Raw genomic sequence first — 23,743 nt, forward strand, 5'->3', positions numbered from 1 at the left:
GGCAGGGGTATACCAAAGTGCTCGCCCCGGCACCAGTGAATTTGTGGCGCAGCGGGACGAGCGGTAGGGGGTTGCGGCGCCTATCTCGCATTTAACCCGGCAAGGCACTGGCGGCTGCCGCCTTGCGCTGGGCATCCCAGCGCTGCAGCGTGGCACGGATACGGCTGCCGACCGCCATCTGCGGATCGGAGGCCTCGAAGGCGTCTTGCTGTTCCCTTTTTGCCACGGCCTGGCGGGCGATGTCGAACGCGTCGACAAAGGAATCGGTCTGTTTGAGGGCGTCCACGAAGTAGGCGCGGCCGAAGTAGGTGAAGTCGGCCTCGTTGCTGCAGCCAAACGAGACCTTGTCGGCCGCGGCAGCGGTAATGACCAGGGTGTCGTCGTTCCTGAGCGGCTCGATGAAGCCGCCGGAATAGCAGGCCGAGACCACCACCACGCGGTGTTTGATGCCGGATTCATCCAGCAGCTTACGCAGCACCTGCGGGTCGACATCGTTGAACTGCATGGGGCCGAATTCGATGGCAAGGCGGTGGTCGGCGCCGCCGTGCGAGCTCAGGTAAAGGAAGAGGATGTCCTGCTCCTTATCCATGAGCTGGCCCATGCGCTTGAGGGCCAGGCGCAGACTGGTGGCGTTAGCGATGGGGAGTTGTTGCAGCGTGGCCGGATTGTTGACCAGGGCCAGGGAGTGGCCTTCGGTGCCGAAGCGTTGGTCGAACTGGCTCTGTATGGTCAGCGCCTCGCGCATGAACACATCCTGGCCGGCGTAGCCCGCGGCGGTCAGGAAGAAGAGGTTGGGCCGGCCCGGCACACGCGGTTTCAGCTCGGCCAGCGCTTTTTCCAGCAGCTTGGGCTGCAGGTAGAAATAGTCTTCCATCGCCGGATCGGGGCCGGCATCGGCCTGGTCTTCTTCCGTGGCCGCCTGGGCGGGCCGTTCCCACAGGGGCTGGCTCCAGTAGATCAGCTGCAGGGGCGCCCACAGCAGGCTGGCGGTCAGCAGCAGCGGCAACAGCCTCTGCCAGCGTGGCGTACCGAGCAGGCGCGTGGCGTAGACCGCTGCCGCCACGGCAAACCAGGCGGTCCAGGCCAGGTAGATACGCGTATCCCAATTATCGCCCCAGGCCGCGATACGCCCGCTCTGGCCAAGCAGGAACAACAGCCAGCTCAGCAGCACCAGCGGCAGGAACAGGGCGTACCAACTGGCGGCCAATGCCAGCGTGGTCTCCTGTCTGTGCTGGGTGCGGGCGAGCACCCAGGCCGCAAACAGCATGAGCGGCACGGAGAACAGGGCGCCGGACCAGGCGTTGGGGTTGTAGACCGCCTCGGCCCCCAGATGCAGCAGGGCAAAGCCGTTGTGCAGCAGCAGGAGCAAGGTAAGCAGGCCGAAGAACTGGCTCCAGCGTACCGACGCCGGCAGGACTGCGGGCTTGAGGAAGAACAGGCTGCGCAGACCGAGTTTGAGCAGGCCGCCGAGGGTGATCTCGCCTGCCGCGCTGGCCGTGACGGCAGGCGCAATTTGGGCTGAGGCGTCGGCCAGACTGCCACCGGAGTAGGCGATACGCTGCCGTAGTAGCGCGAGGAAGGCATCGCGCTCGGCCGGATCGGCAAAGGCGCTGTCCGGCACCACCAGGCAGTGGATGGCGTCCTGATAGAGCAGGCTGGCGCCGGGCACGCTGACAAGCTCCACGATGGCGCGGTAGCTGGTGAAGTTGCGGCGTTCGGCGCTGTTGATCCAGATGCCGGTATCGGCCAGTTCCAGCACCTGCGGACCCAGTACGGCGCGGCCCAGCTGGGGCAGGATGCGCTGCATGCGCCAGTTGAAGAGCAGCCGTTGCAGCAGATAGGCGCCGAGCACGAAGGCCGGGCCGGCCCAGACCAGCCAGTGCAGCTCTCCCAGGCCGCGCCGCTGCAAGAGTTGCAGCTCGGCAGTGAGCAGTGCACCGGCGACGACGCCGTAGAGCAGGCCGTTGACGATGCGCATGGCGGGATGCAGCAGTTGCCGGGTATAGGCCGACTGGTTGTGTTTGACTGCCGCCAGCCATTCGGCCGCGGTGACCTGGAGTTCGAAGGAGGATTTCATGGATGTGGTGCGGTTCTCTAGAGAGCAACACCCGCGCTGGCGCCGGCCGGAGCGCGCTGCAGGGTGAGGGTGAAGCAGACGCCGTCGTCGGTATTGGCGACCGTGATCGTGCCGCCCATCTTGGCCATATAGGTCTTGGCGACGAACAGGCCCTGACCCCGGTTGCCGTTGGCGCCGGATTCGGGCTGGTCGGAGACGCCGTATTCGAAGATCTTGTCGATCATCGCGTCCGGAATGTGCGGGCCCTGGTTGTGGATCTGTACCGTGGCGGCCGTCTCGCTGGCACCGAGGGTGATGGTGATGGGCGTGCCGGCCGGGCGATAGCGCTCGGCATTGCGCAGTACGTGGGTGACGACGTCTTCCAGCGAGTAGTCGTCCGCCCGCACCATGACCGGGCCGTTGCCGGCCTGGTAGGAGACGTCCGCGATGCCGACGCAGGGCGCGTTGCTGGCGACATTGCGCAGGAAGTCGTCCACGTCCAGCGCTGCCAGCTGCAAGGTGGTGGACTGGAAAGCTTCGCTCGGCGAGGCGCTGCCGTAGAGGATGCGCAGCGCCTGTTGCATGCGGTTGATGTAGCGGCTGCTGTCGTTCTCGCTGCCACCTTGCAGGGCCATCAGAGACTGCAGCGGCGACATGATCTCGTGCCCGACGGCGTGCCACATGTCTTTTTCCTGCTCGGCGCGGATGCGTTCGCGTTCGAGGTCTTCCTTCACCCTTTGCAGCAGATCGGACAGGCCGCTCGCCAGCACGCCCAGCTCGTCGCGGCCGCGCAGGTCGGCCAGGTCCAGGTCTTCCACGCCACCGGCGCCACGCACGGTACGGGAGACCGACGCGGCGCGGCGGGTCAGCAGGGTGATGCGGCGGATGATGCCGATCTCGATCAGTAGCCAGACCAAGGCAATGGCCAGCAGCATGGCGCCGACGAACCAGGACACCCGCGTGGCGACCACGCTGAGGCTCTTGTTGACGCTGCGCACGTCGCCCACCAGCGTGAACTGGTACTTGCCGAGCGGGGTGGCAATGGTCTCGCTCGCTTCCAGCGGGGTGTCGTAGCCTTCGACATCCAGCCGGCGGATCAGGTTGCTGATCCAGCGCGAGGACTCTGCCGCCTGATCGGCCACGCCGACCAGCTTGAGCAGATCGGTCGCGCCATTTTTGCCAAGCTTGCGCAGTTGCAGCGTCTCGCCCGGCAGCAGCAAGGGGGATAGCTCGCTGAGCGTAAACGGCGGGGTGGCGCCGACGGCGTCGCTATCGAGCAGCGCCGGGCCGTCACCGGGTGGCAGCAGCTTGAGGTGGACCTGCATGCGGTCCAGATCGTCCGGCGGCCAGACCGGCTTGGTCTTGAGGAAGAGATCGTCCCGCAGCAGGCCGACCGGCAGCCGCACCGAGAAGAAGGCGCGCTTCTGGCAATCCGCGCCGTCGCTATCGTCCAGGCAGCGGCCGTCCTGCCAGAGCCAGCCGCGGAAATCCTTCACCGGTCGGGTGAAGGCGTAGTCGCCGCTGTCTTTTTCCACAAAGCCGGTCAGCCGGCCACGCACGCCGGCGCGAGTGGGCTCGCCCATGGCCTCGAACGGGGCGATCCAGCGGTAGGTCTGGCCGCGCAAGGAGACGCGGACCTGCAGGCGGTGGACGCCGTCGAAGGTTTCCTCGCCCAGCTTGTGTGGCACCAGCGCGCCGCTGGTGACATTGCCGGCGACGTAGATATAGCCGCCGGCCCAGGGGTTGCTGCCGATGGCCACGCATAGCGCGCCATCGCGGTACTGCACCTGGCAGCCGGCCATCTCGACCGCCTGTTGGACCTTGTTCTGGTCGTCGAAATCGATCGCGGAGTAGGGCAGCAGCAGCGGCCGCAGCGGGGTGAGGTTCTGCGCCTGCAGTTGCGGGTTCAGCAGTGCCAGCTGGCCGGTGGGGTGGTGCAGCTTGGCGGCGAGCTGGGCGGCAGTCTTGTGGAAGCCGTACTGGTAGTTGCGGTAGCTGAGCTGTTTTTCCTCGCGCAGCACATACAGCGCCAGGGCGATGGTCGCCAGCGCCAGCAAGAGGAAGGCACCACGAAAGACGATGCGCAGCCGGAACGGCGCAAGGCTGAGCCGGGACCAATCCATACGTCAGGCCGCCCGCTCGGCACCGGCCCAGCGGAAGCCGCGCATGGGGACGTTCTCGATGCAGTCGAAGGCCGGGTCGATCTCGCGGAAGGCATCGCGGATGGTGGAGACGTGCTTGCGGATATTGTCGCGATTGCGGCCGCTTTTCACGACCTGGTAGAGGTCGTCGTAGGAGACGACCTGGCCGCGGCATTCGTACAGGGTGGCGAGGATGCGTTGCGCGGTGAGCGGCAGGTTGACGCGCTGGCCACGCCAGATGGGGCTGCTCTGGCGCAGCGGATCGAGCGACAGCTCGCTGGCCTTGGCGATTGCGGCCGGGGCCTTGCTGGCCTGCTTGTCCTTGGCGGCGCGCAGGATCTCGAGAAAGGTGTCGATGAAGTCGGCTTCTTCGAAGGTGGTCTTCTGCAGGTAGTCCCAGGCGTCCAGCGCCTTCATGATGCTGCGGTAGATGGTGGCCGGCATGGCGGAGACCACCAGCACCGGCGTGCCGTGCGCCTTGTTGATGGCGTTGATGATGGCGACGCCGGCGTGGCGCTCGCGGCCGAGTTCGATATCCAGCACCACCAGGTCATAGGCTTCGCGAGCGATGGCGGCTTCGGCATCGTCCCGGTTGTACCACTGCTCCACCTGTATGCCCGGCTTGGCGGATTCGATCCAGCCCCTGAGCTGTTTGCTGGTGGGAATATCGTCTTCTATGACCGCTACCTTGAACATCACCCGGCTCCTGCACCATGACCTGATGCGCAGCCGCATTATCGTGCGGAACCCGCCGCGCCTGCTGTGAGTTTTTCTTCCGCGCCCTTACCGGACGCTCCGGCCACGCCCGCAAAGACACCCCGCCCCGGCTTTGAACCCTCCTGGCCCTGCCGCGCAACATGCAGTCCAGGGAGGCAGCCACACAACACTGCCCCCGACCTGGCGGCGGACACCGCGGCCAGACCCACAAACTGCGATGAAAAGGGGCAAGAACATGTCGGAACGGATCAAGGTGTTGGTGCAGGCTGTGCGCGAATCGCTGTCCAAACCGGTAGCGGGGCTGGGCCAATTGCTGGGCCGCAGCGGCAGCGTGGCGATGCAGGCGCGTAGCCGCATTCTGGTTCTGGGCGCCGTGGGCCTGGCCGGCTACGCCTTGATCAGCCATCCGCCGGTGCAGAGCATCGCCAGCGGCGAGGTGGGCATACGCACCAACCAACTGACCGGGGGCGAAGCGGTGTTCCACGACGGCAGCGTGGTGGTGATCTCCGGCCTGCACAGCCTGCGCCGCTTCTCGCTGCGCGACCAGCTCTACCGCCCGGTACAGAGCAGCAATGCCAATGGCGAGGCGCCGTTCCAGTCGATCGAAGGGCTCTCGCTCGGGGTGGACCTGACGGTGCGCTACGCCCTGGATGCCAGCAAGATCGGCAGCATGGCGCGCAACCTGCCGGAGGATATCAACGGCCAGATCGTGGAGCCGGCGGTGCAGGGCGTGATCTACAAGGTGTTCACCCGCTACACGGTGAAGGAGATTTTCTCCAGCAAGCGTGGCGAGATCCAGCAGGCGATCGAGACGGAGCTCAAGCCGCGCCTGCTGGCCGACGGCATCAAGCTGCGCGGGGTGCAGATGGGCAAGGTGGACCTGCCCGAGGACTATCGCGCCGGCATGGACAAGCTGCTGGCCGAGGAACTGGAAACCGAGAAGATGCGCTACACGCTGGAGCTGAAGGACAAGCAGGTGAAGGAAAGCGCGCTGGTCGCCGAGGCCGAGAAGGTGCGGCGCGAGAAGGCGGCGGAAGCGGCCGGTAACGAGCAGATCATCGCCGCCCGCGCCCAGGAAGAGGCGATGAAGCATGTGCTGCCGTTCAAGCAGAAGCAGATCGAGCAACGCCAGCTGGAAGCCGAAGCCGAGAAGCTGGCGCGGGTGAAGACCGCCGAGGGCATGTCGCAGGCCCGGCAGATCGAGGCTGAGGGGGAGGCTGCATCGCGCCAGAAACTGGCCGATGCCGAGGTCTACCGCATGGAGAAGATCGGCAAGACCACCAGCGAGCAGATGGCCCGCGATGGCGCGCTGATCACCAAGCACCCGCTGCTGATCCAGAAGGCGATGGCGGACAAGTTGTCCGACAAGATCTCGGTGATCATCGCCCCGCCATCGACCGAGGGTGGCTTTATCGGCGCCAACCTGCTCGGCGGCCAGCGCAAGGTAGAGAACGCCCCCGCAACCAATGCTGACGACAACGCCGAGGAGGCCCAGTAATGTTGATCGCCGCTACCCTCGCCAGCCTGGCCATCGTGACCCAGGACCAGGCCGCCCTGCGCGCCGCGCCGCGCGATTCCGCCCAGCAGCAGGTCACGCTCTGGCAGGGCGATGCCCTGGAAATCCGCGGCGAGCGCATGGGTTACCTGCAGGTCTACGACCACCGCCGCGAGCGGGCCGGCTATGTGAAGACCAGCCAGGTCCGCACCACGGACCTCAAGCCCGCCGAGGCGCCGGAACTGATGTCGGTGGTGCGCTTTGTGCGCGACACACCGGGCGCTGAAGCGCTGGGCATCGGTTACAGCGCGGCGTTTATCCAGGCGGCGCCGGCCGAGCAGATTGGCGCCGAGACCTTCGACGCGCTCGGCAGCCTGGCGGACCGATTGGCCCGCCGTGCCTCCAGCGGCAAGGCCAACGACGCCACGCTGGCCGCGCACCTGGAAGTGGCCGCCAGCTACGGTGTGAAGATGCGCAGCATCGAACGCGAGGGCCGGGTACAGCTGTGTTACGAGGGGGATGCCTTCCGCCGGGTGCTTGCCCTGCCGGCGACCGAGGAACAGAAGGCGAGGGCGGCGCTGGCGCTGACCCGGCATGATTGCGTGGACCCGAACCTGCGCCCGACCGAGCGCTACAACCTGGACAACTGGCGCGTGGACGTACTGGACAAGGTGGACAGCAGCAAGCTGCCGGACTACCTGAAGAACCGCATCCTGATGCGCCGCGCGGGCGTGCTGGCGAGCCTGGCCTTCCTGCGTACCCGTCGTGACGAAACCGCCTTGCCCCAGGCGAACCGCGCCTTGCAGGCACTGGCGGCGGTGAACAAGAGCGAGCTGCCGGACGAGGATGCCTACGCCTATACCGATGCGGCGGTGCGGGTGGGGGCAGGCCGCTGGGCGGCCGAACAGCCGGTGGCACCCGCCGGCAAGCTGGGTGTGGTGACGGTGGCCGGACAGCCTGGCGAGACCTGCATCCTGCTGGTGGATGGCAAGCACCCGGCGGCCAACCCGCTGTTCAAGCGTTGCAGCTACGGCCAGGTGTGGACTGCATCGGCCAGCAGCAATGCGCAGGGCACCATGCTGGCGCTGGCGGTGCAGCCGCTCGATACCTGGCGCGAGCTGTGGGTCTTTCGCAAGCAGGGCGAGGCCTGGACCGTGGACGTGCTGCCGCCCTCGACCAGCGGCCCGGACATGGGTTACCTGGAATTTGCCGGCTGGGTGCCCGGAGACAAGCAGATGCTGGCGGTGCGGGAAGCCAAGATAGAGGGGCGCTACAAGCGCACCTTTGAGGTAATCGCGCTTGATACGCTGGCGGTGCAGAACAAGGCCGACAAGCCGGAATCCTTGAGCGTGTTCTACAAGTGGCAGGCACCGAGCTGGAAGGGTGGGACGGTGAGCTTGCGCTAGCACCGCTCACAAAACCCTCCTTGTGGCCTATGTACGACTGCGCACAGATTGATCCCTCACAGGAGGCCATATTGGACCGACCAGCCCTTATGGGCACATCCAGAGAACCCATTTTCGTTGCGATGCGTCGTTACGCCTGAAAAATTTCTCCTTACATATCAACGCTATGCTGCGTAGAAATTTGTCACTCGCACCTTGCCTCGCTCAGAAACTGAGGCTTCTGGAAGCACCCATAGGCCACCTCGCTCGGCGATGTCCGGGCACGGTGGCTGGGGCGTTGAGGTAGGCACATCTTGCAGGAGGGATCGATGAATACAGTCTTGAGGGCCACCCTGGTGGCGATAAGCATGGTGGTGGCCAGCCAAGCCATGGCCGAGGTGGTGTTTTATGAACGCGAGGGTTTTGGGGGCCGGACGTTTACCACCGACCGACAGGTCAACAACCTGCAGCAATCCGGCTTCAACGACCGCGCGTCGTCTGCCATCGTGCTGCGGGACAACTGGGAAGTGTGCGTGGACGCGAAATTCCGCGGCGATTGCAAGGTGTTGCGGCCAGGGCGTTATGCGTCGCTCGACGCCATGGGACTGGACAACCGCGTGTCGTCCCTGCGCATGGTGAACACCCGTCGCAACTGGGATGAGCGCCGTTATGCGCCGGAGCCGGAACCGGTCTACGACAACCGGCGGCGCCATAACGAACGGCTGTATGAGGCCGATGTCACGTCAGTGCACGCGGTTGTCGGACCGCCGGAGCAGCGTTGCTGGACCGAGCGTGAGCAGGTGGAGGGACGGCGCGATGCGAACGTACCGGGCGCCTTGCTGGGTGCGGTGATTGGCGGGGTATTGGGCCACCAGGTTGGCGGTGGCACGGGCAAGACCGTCGCCACGGCGGGTGGTGCGGTGGCCGGTGCTGTGGTGGGTTCCAAGGTGGGCAATAACCGGGAGCAGGGCTACAGCCAGGATGTGCAGCGCTGCACCACGGTGGCGAACCAGGACCGGCCCGAGTATTGGGACGTGACTTATCACTTCCGCGGGACCGAGCATCGCATCCAGATGACATCGCCCCCGGGTGAAACGGTGACGGTGAACCGGGATGGTGAGCCCAGGGCTTGATCGCCTGAGCCAGGCAGCAAAAAAGACGGCCTTGCGGGGCCGTCTTTTTGTTTTGGGCGTTCCACGTGGAACCCGTAGCCGGGTAGAAGCCTCGGTGAAGAAGAGCGATCGTCCGGTCCACACCCTTGCGGGTGAGCAGGGGTGCCAGCTGGAACCAGTGCGCTTCAGCCCCTAGGCCAAGCGGGCCTATCTGAGGTTTGCCACATCGCTCGATGCCAAATGGGCCGGTAACTTCCGCGAACTATCGGCATCCATCACCCATATGGCGACGCTGGCCGAAGCCGGGCGGATAGCCATGCCGGACGTGGAAGAAGAGATCGGCCGGCTGGAAGGGGGCTGGACCACGGAGACGGACAGCCCGCTACAGGCGCTGCTGGGCGAACAACTGGAGCAGATCGACCTGTTTGACCGGTTGCAGCTGGAGAATGTGGTCAAGGTCTGCCTACAGTCGAGCTCGCTATCAGACGCCGGGCGGCGCTTGTTTGGCATATCGCGGCAGGAGAAGGCCAAGGCGAATGATGCGGACAGGTTGCGGAAGTATTTGGGGCGGTTTGGGTTGGAGTGGAAGATGGTTAGGCAGGACGGCAAGTAGGGCGCTTTGTCGAACAGGAACAGCCTTGAAAGGTTCTCCGTTCCACGTGAAACTGTAAACTATAGAGCAGTAACACCAACCACCGTGTGCACAGATTGGGAAAGTAATGCCAAAAGGGGAAAGCTGGTCCCGATTAGAGATTGAAACGACTGTCGCCGATTACATGCAGATGCTCTTGCAAGAACTCGCAGGGCAGCATTACAACAAGACCGAACACCGGCGCCGACTCATGCTGAAGCTAGATGACCGTTCCCCGGGGGCTGTCGAGCTAAAGCATCAAAACATCAGCGCAGTCCTGCAAGAAATGAACTGCGTCTGGATACCCGGTTACAAGCCCAGAGGAAATTACCAAGGTGCCTTGGCTACCTGCGTTGAAGATTGGGTATCGTCTGCCACTTTTCGTGATTAACGCCCCTTTGATTCAAAAGGGGTTTTTCATTTTCTGTGTCACACCAAGTTTGGGCCTGTGACAGGGTTACTGAAAAGATCCGAATTCCTTGCCGTATTTAGTGGAAAGATTTTAAACGCCTCTCGCAAGTATCTGTTCTAGCAAGGTTTTTCACTATCTCGCCGCCGTACTTCGCCCCATACTTCCGAGGAAGAAAGGTGCTTGCGGAGCGCACCATGACCCCAACCCGATGTTGTGCCGCTTGCGGCCAGCGGTTCGTGCCTTGCAAGAAGGTCCCGAACCAAAAATTCTGCGCTGCACCGGCGTGCCAGCGCGAGCGCAAGCGGCTGTGGCAACGCGAGAAACTTCGGTCTGACCCCGACTATCGAGAAAATCAGTCACGGGTCCAAGCTAGCTGGCTATCCCGCAACCCCGACTACTGGCGCCACTACCGCCAGGCCAAACCTGCCTACACCGCCCAGAACCGAGCGCTCCAGCGCCTTAGAAATTGGCGCCGATCGAGGATTGCAAAGATGGACGCGTTCGCGGCCCAGATGCCTTTCCCTGCCGGGGTTTACGTCCTACAGCGGCAGGGAGGGGATGAAATTGCAAAGATGGACGAGTGGATCGTCCACATCCTTGAGATACCTCGCACCCGCGAGGATACGGCCGTGATTGCAAAGATAGGACGAGATATACACCTCGCCTCAGACTGCTAGTGTTCGGCCTGCGAGCACCCCAGCCACGCGGCAAAGCTGGGGAGGGTCAGGCAACGGCAGGGAGGACACCATGTCGATCGACCAGTGGGGCGAAAATGCGCAGGACACAACGGAGAAGGTCCGGGCTGTTGAATATGTGCGCATGTCCACCGAGCACCAGCAGTACTCCACCGAGAATCAACGAGACAAAATCCGGGAGTACGCGGAGCACCGCAACCTCGAGATCGTTCGTACCTATGCCGACGCCGGCAAGAGTGGCTTGCGCATCGACGGCAGAGAGGCGCTGCAGCGCCTGATACGTGACGTTCAGAGTGGCCATGCCGATTTCAAGGTCATCCTCGTCTATGACGTCAGTCGCTGGGGCAGATTCCAGGATGCCGACGAAAGCGCCTACTACGAGTACATCTGCCGGCGCGCAGGCATCGAGGTGGCCTACTGCGCCGAGCAATTCGAAAACGATGGCTCCCCGGTATCCACGATCGTCAAAGGCGTCAAACGCGCCATGGCCGGCGAATACAGCCGCGAACTCTCGACCAAGGTTTTCGCAGGTCAGTGCCGGCTGATTGAGCTGGGATTTCGCCAGGGCGGCCCAGCTGGCTATGGCCTGCGCCGGGTGCTGGTTGATGACCACGGGCTCATGAAGGCGGAGCTGCGCAGAGGCGAGCACAAGAGCCTGCAAACTGATCGGGTCATCCTAATGCCCGGCCCGGACAGTGAAGTTCACATCGTCAACGAGATCTACCGTTGGTTCATCGAAGACTCGCTCAACGAGCACGACATCGCCGCAAGACTAAACAGCATGGGTGTACGTACATGCCTTGATCGAGACTGGACGCGCTCCACCGTTAGAGAGGTACTCACCAACGAAAAATACATCGGCAACAACGTCTACAACCGCATCTCGTTCAAGCTCAAGAAGATCCGGGTCGAGAACACCCCGGACATGTGGATACGCAAGGATGGTGCGTTCCAACCGATCGTACCGCCGGATGTGTTCTACATGGCGCAAGGCATCATGCGAGCAAGGGCCCGGCGCTACAGTAGTGAAGAGTTGGTTGAACGGCTCCGCGGCCTGTTCCGTACTCGTGGTTTCCTGTCCGGCGTCATCATCGATGAAACCGAAGGCATGCCCTCATCCGCCGTCTATGCGTATCGCTTCGGCAGCCTCATCCGGGCCTATCAAACCGTGGGCTTCACGCCAGATCGCGATTACCAGTACGTCGAGATCAATCGCTTCCTACGCCAGCTGCACCCCCAGATCATCACTGCAACCGAGAACACGATTGCCAACCTCGGCGGAACGGTCCAACGAGATCCGGCAACCGACATCCTGAACGTCAACAACGAGTTCACCGTATCCATCGTGCTGTCGCGCTGCCAGAACCACCTCAACGGCCGGAACCACTGGAAGGTACGCTTTGACACCAGCTTGCTGCCCGACATCACCGTGGCTGTCCGGCTGAATCAGCTGAATGAAGCTGCACTGGATTACTACCTGCTGCCTAGACTGGACTTCGGGCAGTCGCGCATCCGGCTCGCAGACAGAAATCCGATCGAATTCGAGAGTTATCGCTTTGAGACGCTGGACTATCTGTACCACATGGCGGAGCGGGCTAAGCTGAGGCGGGCTGCATGATGGAGCGCAATAGCCACGGCCAGATCCGCATGATCCCGATCGACCATGTCGAGGTTGCCAACCCTCGGGAGCGCAACGGCAAGATCTTCGATGAAATCGTTGGGAACATCAAAGCCATCGGGCTCAAGAAGCCCATAACTGTTACACCACGGGCAGCACCTGGTGGGACTGAGAAGTTCTTGCTTGTGTGTGGAGAAGGCCGGCTCAAAGCCCTGCGATCACTTGGTGAGACCATGATCCCCGCGATCGTCGTCAATGTCAGTGACGAAGACGCCTTCATCATGAGCCTCACAGAGAACATTGCCCGGCGCCAATGTCGGCCCCTGGAATTGCTTGCCGGCATACAGCAGCTGCTTGAACAGGGCTACACACCCAAGGCCATTGCGGAAAAAACAGGTCTGGCTCCTGGGTACGTGCACGGGATACTGGCACTGCTGCAGCATGGCGAAGAACGTCTCTTGATCGCGGTCGAGAGAGGCAAGATCCCCTTGAACGCCGCGCTGGCAATTACCGGAGCCGGCGACGACGACGGAGCGATACAGGCTGCGCTGCAAGAGGCATACGAGTCAGGGAAGCTTCGAGGCAAGCAGCTAATGGCCGCACGAAAAATCATCGAGCGCCGCCAGACCCTCGGCAAATCGGCCTCGCGGAACATGTCCGGCAAGAAGGCCGATGTAACGACGTCCAGCCTCGTGCGAACCTACGAAAGCGAGGTAGAGCGGCAGAAGTCGATGGTTCGAAAGGCGGAGTTTACCCAGCAGCGACTGATGTTCATTGTGGGCGCGCTGCGAGAGCTGTTTTCTGACGAAAACTTCGTCAACCTGCTGCGTGCAGAGTCTCTGGCAACCCTACCCAAATACATCTCTGAGCGAGTCTGGCCAAACGGGAGCACCTCGTGAACAGCGTGGTCCTCGGCTTCATACCCGAGACATTGTCTGTGCCCGTTGATTGCATCCTCCCGTCCCGCCGAACGCCTACGGGGGTCTGCAACACCCGAAAATACCGACAGATCCGCTCTTCGATCGAAGAAGTTGGGCTGATTGAGCCTCTATCCGTCACCGCAGTGGAACAAACATCCGGCCAACACATGCTGCTGGATGGCCACATCCGCCTGATAGTGCTTCGAGAGCTGAAATATGAGCAGGCACCCTGCTTGATCGCGACTGACGACGAGGCCTACACCTACAACAACCGGATCAACCGCCTCGCCACTATCCAAGAGCACTACATGATTCGCCGGGCAGTAGAGCGAGGCGTGTCCCCCGAGCGCCTGGCCAAGGTGCTCTCCGTAGATGTCAGTCAGATCGTTAAACGGATGAACCTACTCGATGGACTTTGCCCGGAAGCCATCGAGCTGCTCAAAGATCAGCGGTTTTCGCCGGAAGTGGTACGAGCGATTAGAAAGATGAAGCCGACCCGACAGGTCGAATGTATCGAGCTAATGATTGCCGCAAACAATCTATCAGTCTCGTATGCCGAGGCGTTGCTAGTAGCCACGCCGGCCCAGCGCCTCGTCAAAGGGAAAAAGCCCGCCAGGCTAACCGGTGTCACACCAGAACAAATGGCACGAATGGAACGAGAAATGACCAATCTGCAGGAGCAGTACAAGGTCGTTGAGCAAACCTACGGACAAGACGTTCTCAACCTGGTCCTAGCCCGAGGTTACTTGGCCAGGCTGCTGGAGAACGCCGCAGTATCGGCCTACATCCGACGCTTACAGCCCGAGCTTGTGCAAGAGTTTGAATCAATCTTGGAGATTGCGTCCCTAGAACAATAGGGCTGGAAGAAACGGATTGTGCACATGAACGTGCGATCAGTGGCCTTGACTGCGGATGCCGGCGAGCGTTGACCATTTTCGGCATCCCATACTGGTGGTGACCGCACCAGTTCCGTAAGCAGCCACAATAGCAGAGCGAGGCTACGTCGTAGTTCAGGTAGAAACGGTCAACTCCAAATGACCGGTACTCGGCATAAGCGGACATTTGGCACTCTAAGCCTGGACGTCTGCAACCAATCCAAAAGACTTCATCAGTAGTTTCGAAAAGCGGATGCTAACGCCTGACATAAGCGGCCTGCCACAGGCAGGCCCTTTTGATGGAGATGTTAGGCATCTCAGCACTAGGGCTTGCGCCGGACAAGGCTCTTGATCCAGGACATTGATGCTTCGATGGCCCATGTGGATTGATGGGGTGACAACGCCAGCGGAGTAGCGGAGCCCGCCCCATGTCCAAGCGGGTTTCGTAGCTCACGAAAGAGTGATTTCAGAGCCTCCGCCTCCCAAACGTCCACGAATCGATCGGGCTTTGCTGCGACCAGGTTGTCTATAAAATCCGCTGCACCTCGCTCACTCGATCTGGTGCGACCAAGTTCATCTGAGAGTATACGTATTGCGCTCTCAAGTGCCTTCATGGCGAAGAAGGCTGCGTCCGATTTACCCGAGTCTCTCCGGTCTATGGCTTCTTTAATGTCTGCCTCGACATTCGAGAATTTTGGGTCAGACACTAGCGCCCAGAACGGTTGTTCAATCTCCGCATTGGTTCGCAGATCGTCGATACGTTGAATGATTCCAGCGTGATACTCGAACGGGACTCCAGCTTGTTGAAACCTAGAGTTGAGCTCCTCTACGGCTTGTATCGTGGCGGCAAGTGCATTCTCTATCGCCGTGCGCGGCGGCGATACCCTAGCTCGAACGAGACTCCACCAATTTGCCACATCCTGCTTTGGGGACAAGCTTCTCAAGATTGCCTCAGCTTCTCGGAACAGCAGCTCGATTAGGCTGAGGCGCAGTTTAACGAAGGAGTCAGAGTCTCCATGTGCGTCGTTCCACAAGTCGTACGGTTGACCGAGGAACGCAATGCAGTTCTGCTCGGCTGTTGGAGCCCGCCCAAGAGCCATCATCCCTAGTTCTCGCGCCAGCCGGCGTTCGGGTATCTCAAATAGCATCGCGCGGTTGGGAAGCTTGGCTGCGACATCATCGTGCAGGACAAGTGTCGCCTGCCTGATGAGCAGAGCCAGGTTCTGCGGGACGCGATCCTGATGGATCCACCGCTCTGGGTAGCGCTTAAAGAGAACGTCGGTGATCATTTATTTTCAATGGAGTGGATTTGGACAAGCCGTGAAATACATGCATACGCCGGCCAGCGAAGCCGGCTCGCTTCGCATGCATTAGTAGCGTCAGCGCACGAGTAACCTTCCTCGCCGCATTATGTGGTCAAAGCTGTAGATGTGCTCTCTAGGCGATTCAACGCACGTACCGACCAAGCGACCATAGAAGCGGAACTCACCCGATCGGATGCGAACCTCTCCCCCACAAACCGGGCAGGTTGCCCCATACCGGACAACTTGGATGGTGGCGGGCTGACCAACATGCCGGCTCCATTGCAAAACGCAATCCCAATTTTCGCCCTGTAACCAAAACGGAGCCATGGCGACACGCTTGGTCGGCAACGAAAAAATATCATGCAGGGTCATCGCAACCGTTATAGCGATAGCGACCTGCAGTAGAAGACTTCGGGTATCGGCTTGAAGCCCCGGCCAAGCTAGCTGTATGACAAGCACCGTGCCGAGAATAGCGACAGCAACAAGGAGCACGAGACATACCGTCAAAAACACAAAACGGTAGATCCCACGCATTTGGATACCGCGAGCAAGGAGCTTGGTGAGACGGTCCTTCGTAACCACATCGTCGGTCGTGTAAGTAACGACAGGCAGTGAAGCAACTTCAGTTTCCGACGGATCCCATACTGGCACCTGGTCTTCAGGGCCAATCTCCACCAACGCAAGCCCATAGAGGCTCTGATTACCCGAACCACCTCGGCTTTCTACCTTGTGCAGGCGAATGGTGTAGCCAAAGTTGTCGTGCGCCAAACGCTGGGCGATGCCCGCCGACTTCTCATCGAAGGTGAGCTGCAAAGCCTTGAACTGCTCACGCACGTTGCCCCTCAATTTGTCTGGGTCAACGCCGCCCGCAAGCCAGGTGGTTTTTTTCTCCCGGTCCATTTCCTCGGCAACCTCGATGGAGGTAAAGCCCTCCTTCTCAGGTTCAGCCAGGGATAAGCGAATCAAGGCGCGCAGGAGGCGAACCGAAAGTGAACGGCTCTTGCTACCCCACTCCCGGCTAAGCCCATCAACAAATTCAAGTACTTCCCGACGTCTCATACCGGTTTCCAACCGGTTTTCCTCCTGTTTGCCAGGCCCGCTCTGGCCCGAAGCTGCGCTCCGTAATTCTTCGACGTTCATTTTTAGGGGGAAGTAGAAATGGAAGCGCTCAGTTTGCTGCAGTACTTTGCACGTAACAACCAGGGTCGGATGGTTTCGGTCGATGAGGTACCACGGGGGTTGGCCTGCGATTGCGTATGTCCTGAGTGTGGGAATGACGTCATCGCCAAGCAGGGGAATATCAAAGCGTGGCACTTCGCGCACACCACCGGTGCAGAGTGCGCTGGCGGCCCCATGACTGCGCTGCACCTCGCAGCCCAACATCTGATACAACGTGTCGGCAAACTTCGCGTCCCGGCCTTAGTCGCTCAGGCCACCGCCACTTCGGCATCCGGCGAGCTACTTCAGGAATCCGTAGTGAAACCGTCCGAGCTTCTGATATTCGACGAAGTCTCGCTGGAGGTAAATCTCGGGGATATAAGGCCGGATGTTGTTGGTACTAACCCAACCGCAAGTTACTTCATAGAAGTCGCAGTGACTCACTTCGTCGATGAGCAGAAGCATGGAAAGCTGAAGCAACACGACGTACCCACCGTAGAAATCGACCTGAGCAACGTCACCGCGAGTGATTGGGACAGCCTCTACACTGCGGTCATTGACAGCGTGGAGCTCAAGCAATGGGTGCATCACCCAGCGTGGGCCGACATGCAACGCCAAGCCGAAGCGGCATTAAGGGCGAGGCTTGCTGCCGCAGAGGCCGCAAGCGATGTGATGGAACAGCCCCAAAGTAAGTTCTCGCAAGCCGAATGGTCTCGGACATACCGCTTCAATCGCGCGTGCGTCTATGTGGATGGATTCAATCACTACATCCGCATTCATCAGACGAACTTCGTTTGTAGCGAAACGTTTTCAGCGATGAATGCCTTGATCAGACGCCTTGGTGGCTGCGCGACCGGTGATCGCTATTGGAAGGTCCCCATGCGAGCAAAGGAGTCATTGCTCGACGGGTTAGGTAACATCTTCTCGACCGTTCGTTCGCATACTTAGTGAACTGGACCTAACGGAGAGGTGGATATCACCGCCACCTCAGCAAAAGGGTCGTCCGCTAAAGAGGTAGCTAAGAGACAGTCGAGCATGGTGAGGCTTACCAAAAAGCTCTCCAGAAGTTCAATCGTTGAAGTTCGCTCACCTTGCAGCAGCTTCATGCTGGCATCTGCAAGAGGAAATTCCCCCCTTAGACCAGCCTCTATAAAAGCCAAACCGGCCTCAATAACGTCATTGGGCAGCTCTAACAAGCTCCAGTCTGTTCTTGCCTGGTCTAGCGTATCTGATAGCGCTTCATATGTTCGTACTTCTCCGGAAGTCCTTCCCGCCTTACTGGCCCAGTAAGCGTCGATACCCTGGAGTTCAGCCAAAGCGCTCGTGAGGCGAGTGAAGACATTTACGGACGTTAGTGGCGCAATATCTAACCCCGCAATGGAGCACCACAATTGTGCCTGCTCCTGTGGAAGCACGGGAAAAAGCGTATCGAAGCCGGATGAGGCGAGGTTTGTCAGGCCGAACCCATTCATGACGGGCAAGATGCAAATCTTGCGACCTGCCTCCACAGCCGCGCGCCAAGCAGGCCAACTCTCTGCCAGAACAATTGACGTTTCATCTGTCCTAACTGGGACAGTGACCAGCACGTCTGCTGGTGGCCATACAGCAGGTATCGTGGCATTGGGCAGCAGATAGACACCTATGCCTTCATCGATGGTGCTAAGCGCAGTCATCAGTCTCGATTCCAACGCATTGAGCTCTGCCTCGCGATAGTCCAGTGCAGCCTGCGCAGCCTTTTCAAACGCGCCACCCTTCGAAGAAGTCTTTCTGAGATGCGTGAAGAAAGGTGATTGGCCTCTTCTGTTTGCCTCGCCAGCCATCACTTGGAAAGCCTGAACGATGCGATGGAGCTCGTCCAGTTCCTTCGGTGGATCAAGCGACAGTACTTCCCAAGACTCCTCTGTCCGAGCAATCGAGATGTTCTTCAGAAGGTCGTCAAGCCAGCCTAAGTAGATGGGAGCATGTTCTGGAAGCTCGTAGAACCTATGGACGAGATCGGAAGAACTGCTAGATAGAATAGATTGCAGCCTTGACCACTTCTTTTGCTCGCCTGTGGGTTGTTGCTCCTGCGGAGCAACCAACATATGGCTGCGTTCATAGACCTGCCCTAGAGCTTGTATGGAGGCTTGATCTGCCTTGCCTCTGAAAAGGCCATCTAAAAGAAGCTTAAGATTCCGGCTAACGATCTGAATCAAGGCAAGGCACTCTGCCAGGTAGGCCGTGTAGCTCTCGATAGCAAGTTGCGCGTTGAGTATCGCCAGCCAGTCACGATTGCGGGCTACCTGCGCACGAGCAGGTACATTTGCCCTGGGCATACGCTTGCCTTCAAGGTGATGGTCCCCCGCCAAGGACTTCACAACAATGCCGTCAGAGCCCAGAGCGACGCTCGAGACCACGTCAGCGATTGGTGTCAGAGCAAGCAGCACTTCGCATGTACGTACCACTTCTTTGTTGATGTTATGTTGGACCGATGTAGCTACAAACCAAACATTGGATCGGACTTCTTGTCCCTCCTCGCAAGCCGTTAGGCTTGGCCCGTCAGCCCAAGAAGCATGCTCCGAGAAACGTTGGAACATGGTTGCTTGCCCAACGGCGTTGACCCAACCTATCGCCAAGAGTCGGTCGACCTGCGCAGCCACCTCAAGGAGAGAAACCACATCTTCAAAATCGGCCGCAAGAAGCGGTGGCGCCAACCGAATGAATTCCGATAAATGCTGCGATGGAATGATCTGACCCAATAGTGACGCAAGACAGGCGGTCAAATCTCTAACCTCGACAGCAGCATCCAGTACCCTTCGTAGATCGCCCGGGGCCAAGCGCTCCAGGAAGCGGGCAGTTAAACCACCCGCGAAGATCTCCGATCGAATCTCCGTGAAGCGGTTACTTGCTGGTGCCACTAGTCCGAAGTTAGGAGGCTCGATGTTTCCTATCGCAATCCCAGCAGGCGTCCCCTGCAACGCCTTCGGCACAGCCTTGGCCTCAGGGGTCTCCTGCCACAAGCGGATGACCCGGTGGGCGTTCGTCCGGTCCAAGCCGGTCAGAATCGAACTAAATAATAATGGGGTCGGCGCTGCTTCGATGCGACGCGCAAGCGCTTCAAGTACAGCCTCGTCGCACCCATCATGCTTAGAAAGTGTGCGCTCTAGAAACCGAGCCAATTCGCGCTCCGGAACAAGCCATACCGCCGACGCTGCAGTTGCAGATATCAAAGGAGGTGGGAACTCATGAGACAGCCTGAGCAATTCTGTTGACCTCAGCTCATGTAGCCCGACAATTCGTCCATCGCTCGCATCTTGCACCAGGTGCTCATTCTTCAGCCTGGTGAGCGCATATGAAACAGCCGATGGGGACTTGCTCAAAATCTGGGGCAACTGTGCGATCTCTGCACTGCAACCAGTAGCATTCACACAGGCAACGACCCTCAAGACGTCCAATTCATCGTGTCGAGCAGGATCATTCATTCGAACCGCTACCTGAGCGTGCAGCGTCTCGCTCAATCGACGGCCCTGTGTGAGCACGTGTGTGTACTCAAGCAGATGACCCGCCGCTAGCCCCCAAGGCTCTCGCCAACCCTGCCAGGAGGTCTGGCCTCGTTCCCTTAACTCCCGCCACACCCGCTCAGCCAGTGTGTCGTCACCAAGGACCTTGATCTGGGCCGCACGGCGGCTATCCACTAGTGGATATCGGTCTTCCTCTCGCACAGACGCTAGCAGCAGCAACCCGGGATTCCGGTCCACCTCCGCAGCCAGCGCGGCCCAGCCATCCAAGAATCCGCGTCCCACATCATCAATGATGAAACCTATCGGAGCGTCGGATGTAGCACGTCTAGAGCGGGCAAGCTGCAGCATCGGTTGCACTGCGGCTTGTGGTAGCTGGCGAATTTGAAACCAACGGACTACATGACGGCTTGCGAAGGCAGCTTCCCAGAGGACAGCTGACTTACCAGCCCCTGAAGCACCATGAATGAGCACGTTACGGCGCCCCTCTAAGCCAGCTAGTACCGCCGAACGCAACTCTGGTCGTTCGACTACAAGCCCTGCAGCGACGTGTGAAGCTTGCGCATCGACGCCAAGATAGAAAAGCGGATCTTCATCCGGCGTGAGAAAGTCGACCGCATCACAATAACCTAACGTTAGCGCCTCTTCGAGGACTGCTGAAGTCAGCAAGGGCTCTAGCGCGTCAAAGCGCTGCTGGAGATCGGATACGGCGATGCTTCGAAAGCCTCCAGGCCCTCGCATCCCATTGTCGTCAGAGATGCGTCCCACAAGACCCATGAGGTCAGAAAAATAGATTTCAGCCTCAAAGGGTGTGCAGCCTTGCCGAGTTGAGATGAGGTGAATCGCATTGGATCTTGGATCCGGCAACACGAGAATTTTGGTTCTCGCAACCATCGACGCGAACGACTTCCGGCCTTTCAGTTCCCGAACGACACCAGGGTAAGCAAACAGGTCCTGAAGCTGCTCAGCCGCGCTGCGACGTTCATCAACATTACTTTCAAGCACCAGTAGGAATTCGTCATCAGGTACCGCACCCTTTGCTTCCCACATCTTCGTGATGAAAGCAGACACTGCACGGGCCGTGAATGGGCCAAGGTGGTCACGACGAGATTTGATCTGTGCGAGAGTTCGTGAATTACCCGTTCTCAATTCGAGATCGTCGCCCCCTTCTGGGATGACCGCACCGAACCCTGATTGTCCAACAAACCCTTGCACAGCAAGGTACACCGCCACAGCATCTTGATACCGAAACCCTCTCCCAGCGTGAGATCCTGCCCTTGATGACAAATCATTTCTCCCTGCGAAACACTGCGGTGGTACTTGTTCTTACCATCAGCAAAACAGCTATCTCACTCAAGAGTAGCTATCGCGAAGCATCAAACGCCCAATCTCAAAAACTGCGGCACGGCGGTAATCGTTGACCAGCCCAACAACTTGACCAGAGCGAACGTCCTTATATTCATATCCATCACAAGCTACCAAATCGAAGATCCGCGCAAGGTCATATACCTCATTTGCAACTATCACCCCCTCACCAGCCAGAATTCCCGCAGTAATGGAGTGATTTCCACCTGTAACGAATGCAATACCCCACGGCAACCACACCGAAATGGTATGGTTCAGATCTTGTCGCCAAACCCCCTGACCTTTGGCTGACCCGATCGTTGCTAGTGCCAATTCGTAACGATCCCGATTCCACGGTGTAGGCAAGACTACATCTCCTACCAGCGATACTTCGTAAAATGGGGTTGGCCGCAACCTGCAGTCGTAGACATCCAATACGGGGTTTAGATTGAAGAAGAACCAGTCCCCGCATATCTCTCTCGGCGCAGCATGCTGCTCGCGCTCCGCTACAGCAATTAGATGTTCGGACTGGAGTGGCCTAAGTAAGGCTCGAACCAAATCCCGCAAAGCCGATGGATTTTTCCGTCCGATGCCAGTTGCTATTTCCATGATGTGTTGAAACTGGTCAGCCCTTTGCTGAGACGGGCGCGCAGGTAAAAGGCGTCGGAAATCAAACAAGGGTCATAACTCCTCACCATGAATATGCGAACGAAATGCCGGCATTTGACTACGCCTACACGCTACCATTCCATGTCTATTCAATGGAGCTTATCAAGCTGAGACAAAGCAGCTTGAACCTTGGCGATTTCATTTCCGCTTGCGATGATGACCAGCATTCTGCCATCCCCGACTGACCCCGGCATCCAACGCTTCGGATCAAGCTCGACAACAGCACGCTGCCTGTTTCCTTCCAACAGAATTTCCGCGCATACCAGAGACAGGCTAAAAAGCGTTTCCTGTGAAACCATGCTCTTGCTCCTCAAAGGGTTAATAGAAAGCATGCATCGAAATGGTCGTAATTCTCGTTGTCGCGCAGAAGACCATCGTGAGAAGCGGTCAACATCCCATCCAAACTACTTCTTTACGTAGGAAGAAATATTGCCGCGATCCGTCTATCCTTGGCCCGCAAACGGGCTGAGCGTGGAGCTCAGCAAGCATCATCTTGGGGGAGTGCCCACGTAGTCTCGACAATTCCGCCAGGCCAACATAGCGCGCTTGGAAGTCTCGCAACGCTTCAATGCTTATACGCAGCCCCCGCCGGTCGCTAGAGGCAACGAGCAGGCCAGACCGAACCAGTTGATAAGCAACCTGCTGCTTGATTCCCAACTGTCTGGCGGCCTCGTCAATTGAGTAGCTATCGCCACACCAATGAACCAACCAATCCCGTACCGAGCAAGCATCCAATTGCAGCTCGACTAGCCTTTCGGGTTTAGCTTGCTTAGGTACCTGCATTTGGCCAGTCCTCAACGCAAGGATCAAAGGTACAAAGGCACTTCGAGGGAACCGTCGATGCTTGAGCAGAACGGCGAACGAAACTGTCTCCTTTGCCTCTCCACCGATATGCCGGCTGCAGATTTCCGTCATTTCCTCCAGTCCCCGTTTATCGATCAGCCAGGAACCCTTATCAGTCGGCCGGCTAGCCCCTAGCAACCCAGCCTCGAGTAGCTCGCGGACACGACACTTGGCCAAACCCATACGCTTCGCGGCTGATTGCAGATCCATCCAGCTGCCGACGCTTTCAGCCACTTTTCTCGCGTCATCCATCGCGATACTGACCATGCGGCGCCCACTTTCATACTCAAAGCGCCGTGTTGAGACCACGCCTTGCTCAATCAGCCAATCGAGCTGGCGGGGAGTGGCTCCCGTCACCTGGCAGACTTCCTTACGGGATACACCTCGGGATCTGATTTGCGTACTCAAGCGGCGATTTCTGCGGCCAAGCAATCCCCACCAATGGTCACTTAAGAAGGCTTCGAATACCTGTCGCAAGAAATTGAACTGCTCTCCCACAAGGTCCTGGTAGAGCACCCGATATAGGCGCCCAAAGCCTCTTTGCAAGCTGGCCTCGTTAGGTCGCTCATGCAAGATCTCGACAAGAAGTGCCTCGAACCCGCGCGGCCAGTCGGCCAGGATCTCAGCACTGCCGGTGAAAATCGGCCCTGCCACTTGCATGTCGTGGGCATCGGCGAGCTGCCCGGGCCGCTCTGGCCTTGTTTTGTCCGCGAACGGCCCCAGAAACCTGATCAGCCGCAACCAATCGGCCAGACCCAGTAAAGAAAATGGCCCCGGGGATTCATCACGCAAACCGTGAAGCACCCGCTCCAAATGCTTCCCAAGCCAAATGGCCGAGCTGTCCCCCCTGCATACGTGGGCATCTGCCAGC

General features: G+C 59.5%; 17 protein-coding genes. 8 read left to right on the forward strand and 9 right to left on the reverse strand.

All coding sequences use genetic code 11. The annotated features are described in order from the left end of the window. Positions 1-91: 91 nt before the first annotated feature. From ACYVHK_RS17880 to ACYVHK_RS17890, 3 genes are read right to left on the reverse strand one after another with little or no spacing between them, the layout of a single operon-like run. A complete protein-coding gene (locus tag ACYVHK_RS17880) occupies positions 92-2,077 on the reverse strand; it encodes a C13 family peptidase (RefSeq protein WP_460534866.1) in 1,986 nt (661 codons plus the stop codon). 17 nt (positions 2,078-2,094) lie between these two features. Beyond that, positions 2,095-4,179, reverse strand: coding sequence for a sensor histidine kinase (locus ACYVHK_RS17885; RefSeq protein WP_460534868.1), 2,085 nt, complete (start codon positions 4,177-4,179; stop codon positions 2,095-2,097). A 3-nt stretch (positions 4,180-4,182) separates the two neighbouring features. Then, positions 4,183-4,893 carry a response regulator transcription factor gene (locus ACYVHK_RS17890; RefSeq protein ID WP_460534871.1) on the reverse strand — a complete coding sequence of 237 codons (711 nt, stop codon included), beginning with the start codon at positions 4,891-4,893 and terminating at the stop codon, positions 4,183-4,185. 256 nt (positions 4,894-5,149) lie between these two features. Between ACYVHK_RS17890 and ACYVHK_RS17895 the strand changes: the two genes are divergently transcribed. The 7 genes from ACYVHK_RS17895 (at position 5,150) to ACYVHK_RS17925 (ending at position 14,039) form a co-directional block, all read left to right on the forward strand. After that, positions 5,150-6,412 carry an SPFH domain-containing protein gene (locus ACYVHK_RS17895; protein WP_460534873.1) on the forward strand — a complete coding sequence of 421 codons (1,263 nt, stop codon included), beginning with the start codon at positions 5,150-5,152 and terminating at the stop codon, positions 6,410-6,412. Next, a complete protein-coding gene (locus ACYVHK_RS17900; protein ID WP_460534875.1) occupies positions 6,412-7,815 on the forward strand; it encodes a hypothetical protein in 1,404 nt (467 codons plus the stop codon). Before ACYVHK_RS17895 ends, ACYVHK_RS17900 begins: the two co-directional genes overlap by 1 nt. 308 nt (positions 7,816-8,123) lie before the next feature. Next, the gene (locus ACYVHK_RS17905; RefSeq protein ID WP_460534877.1) at positions 8,124-8,927 is read left to right on the forward strand and encodes a beta/gamma crystallin-related protein; all 804 of its coding nucleotides are present in this window, start codon (positions 8,124-8,126) and stop codon (positions 8,925-8,927) included. 262 nt (positions 8,928-9,189) lie between these two features. Further along, a complete protein-coding gene (locus ACYVHK_RS17910; RefSeq protein ID WP_460534879.1) occupies positions 9,190-9,519 on the forward strand; it encodes a hypothetical protein in 330 nt (109 codons plus the stop codon). Between the two features lie 1,177 nt (positions 9,520-10,696). Continuing rightward, positions 10,697-12,262, forward strand: a complete 1,566-nt coding sequence (locus ACYVHK_RS17915; RefSeq protein WP_460534882.1) for a recombinase family protein — start codon at positions 10,697-10,699, stop codon at positions 12,260-12,262. Then, positions 12,259-13,161: a ParB/RepB/Spo0J family partition protein gene (locus tag ACYVHK_RS17920; RefSeq protein ID WP_460534885.1), complete on the forward strand. Its 903-nt coding sequence runs from the start codon at positions 12,259-12,261 to the stop codon at positions 13,159-13,161. The genes ACYVHK_RS17915 and ACYVHK_RS17920 overlap by 4 nt, the downstream gene beginning before the upstream one ends. Continuing rightward, positions 13,158-14,039, forward strand: a complete 882-nt coding sequence (locus tag ACYVHK_RS17925; RefSeq protein ID WP_460534888.1) for a plasmid partitioning protein RepB C-terminal domain-containing protein — start codon at positions 13,158-13,160, stop codon at positions 14,037-14,039. The genes ACYVHK_RS17920 and ACYVHK_RS17925 overlap by 4 nt, the downstream gene beginning before the upstream one ends. A gap of 341 nt (positions 14,040-14,380) precedes the next feature. Here ACYVHK_RS17925 and ACYVHK_RS17930 read toward each other — a convergent pair whose 3' ends face one another. Both ACYVHK_RS17930 and ACYVHK_RS17935 read right to left on the reverse strand, forming a co-directional pair. After that, positions 14,381-15,346 (reverse strand): AbiJ-NTD4 domain-containing protein, encoded by a 966-nt coding sequence (locus tag ACYVHK_RS17930; protein WP_460534890.1) that lies wholly within the window; start codon positions 15,344-15,346, stop codon positions 14,381-14,383. Positions 15,347-15,436: 90 nt separating this feature from the next. Further along, a complete protein-coding gene (locus ACYVHK_RS17935) occupies positions 15,437-16,729 on the reverse strand; it encodes a hypothetical protein (protein WP_460535455.1) in 1,293 nt (430 codons plus the stop codon). Here ACYVHK_RS17935 and ACYVHK_RS17940 point away from each other — a divergent pair. Next, on the forward strand, positions 16,643-17,467 hold the full coding sequence (locus ACYVHK_RS17940; protein WP_460535441.1) for a hypothetical protein: 825 nt from the start codon (positions 16,643-16,645) through the stop codon (positions 17,465-17,467). The two genes, ACYVHK_RS17935 and ACYVHK_RS17940, sit on opposite strands and share 87 nt — an antisense overlap. On the opposite strand, the gene ACYVHK_RS17945 is transcribed toward ACYVHK_RS17940, so the two are convergent. The 4 genes from ACYVHK_RS17945 to ACYVHK_RS17960 form a co-directional block, all read right to left on the reverse strand. Next, positions 17,464-21,087, reverse strand: a complete 3,624-nt coding sequence (locus tag ACYVHK_RS17945) for a hypothetical protein (RefSeq protein WP_460534892.1) — start codon at positions 21,085-21,087, stop codon at positions 17,464-17,466. The genes ACYVHK_RS17940 and ACYVHK_RS17945 overlap by 4 nt on opposite strands. 282 nt (positions 21,088-21,369) lie before the next feature. Next, complete coding sequence (locus ACYVHK_RS17950) at positions 21,370-22,038, reverse strand: DUF6710 family protein (RefSeq protein WP_460534894.1); 669 nt, start codon at positions 22,036-22,038, stop codon at positions 21,370-21,372. 80 nt (positions 22,039-22,118) lie between these two features. Continuing rightward, positions 22,119-22,328 carry a hypothetical protein gene (locus ACYVHK_RS17955; RefSeq protein WP_460534896.1) on the reverse strand — a complete coding sequence of 70 codons (210 nt, stop codon included), beginning with the start codon at positions 22,326-22,328 and terminating at the stop codon, positions 22,119-22,121. Between the two features lie 88 nt (positions 22,329-22,416). Further along, positions 22,417-23,664 carry a helix-turn-helix domain-containing protein gene (locus tag ACYVHK_RS17960; RefSeq protein ID WP_460535443.1) on the reverse strand — a complete coding sequence of 416 codons (1,248 nt, stop codon included), beginning with the start codon at positions 23,662-23,664 and terminating at the stop codon, positions 22,417-22,419. Between the last annotated feature and the right edge of the window lie 79 nt (positions 23,665-23,743).

This window comes from Chitinimonas naiadis (assembly GCF_054780835.1).

Excerpts from the sequence above, each read along its gene's own strand:
- ACYVHK_RS17880 (WP_460534866.1), bottom strand. The coding sequence starts at position 2,077 with ATGAAATCCTCCTTCGAACTCCAGGTCACCGCGGCCGAATGGCTGGCG.
- ACYVHK_RS17885 (WP_460534868.1), bottom strand. The coding sequence starts at position 4,179 with ATGGATTGGTCCCGGCTCAGCCTTGCGCCGTTCCGGCTGCGCATCGTC.
- ACYVHK_RS17890 (WP_460534871.1), bottom strand. The coding sequence starts at position 4,893 with ATGTTCAAGGTAGCGGTCATAGAAGACGATATTCCCACCAGCAAACAG.
- ACYVHK_RS17895 (WP_460534873.1), top strand. The coding sequence starts at position 5,150 with ATGTCGGAACGGATCAAGGTGTTGGTGCAGGCTGTGCGCGAATCGCTG.
- ACYVHK_RS17900 (WP_460534875.1), top strand. The coding sequence starts at position 6,412 with ATGTTGATCGCCGCTACCCTCGCCAGCCTGGCCATCGTGACCCAGGAC.
- ACYVHK_RS17905 (WP_460534877.1), top strand. The coding sequence starts at position 8,124 with ATGAATACAGTCTTGAGGGCCACCCTGGTGGCGATAAGCATGGTGGTG.
- ACYVHK_RS17910 (WP_460534879.1), top strand. The coding sequence starts at position 9,190 with ATGGCGACGCTGGCCGAAGCCGGGCGGATAGCCATGCCGGACGTGGAA.
- ACYVHK_RS17915 (WP_460534882.1), top strand. The coding sequence starts at position 10,697 with ATGTCGATCGACCAGTGGGGCGAAAATGCGCAGGACACAACGGAGAAG.
- ACYVHK_RS17920 (WP_460534885.1), top strand. The coding sequence starts at position 12,259 with ATGATGGAGCGCAATAGCCACGGCCAGATCCGCATGATCCCGATCGAC.
- ACYVHK_RS17930 (WP_460534890.1), bottom strand. The coding sequence starts at position 15,346 with ATGATCACCGACGTTCTCTTTAAGCGCTACCCAGAGCGGTGGATCCAT.
- ACYVHK_RS17955 (WP_460534896.1), bottom strand. The coding sequence starts at position 22,328 with ATGGTTTCACAGGAAACGCTTTTTAGCCTGTCTCTGGTATGCGCGGAA.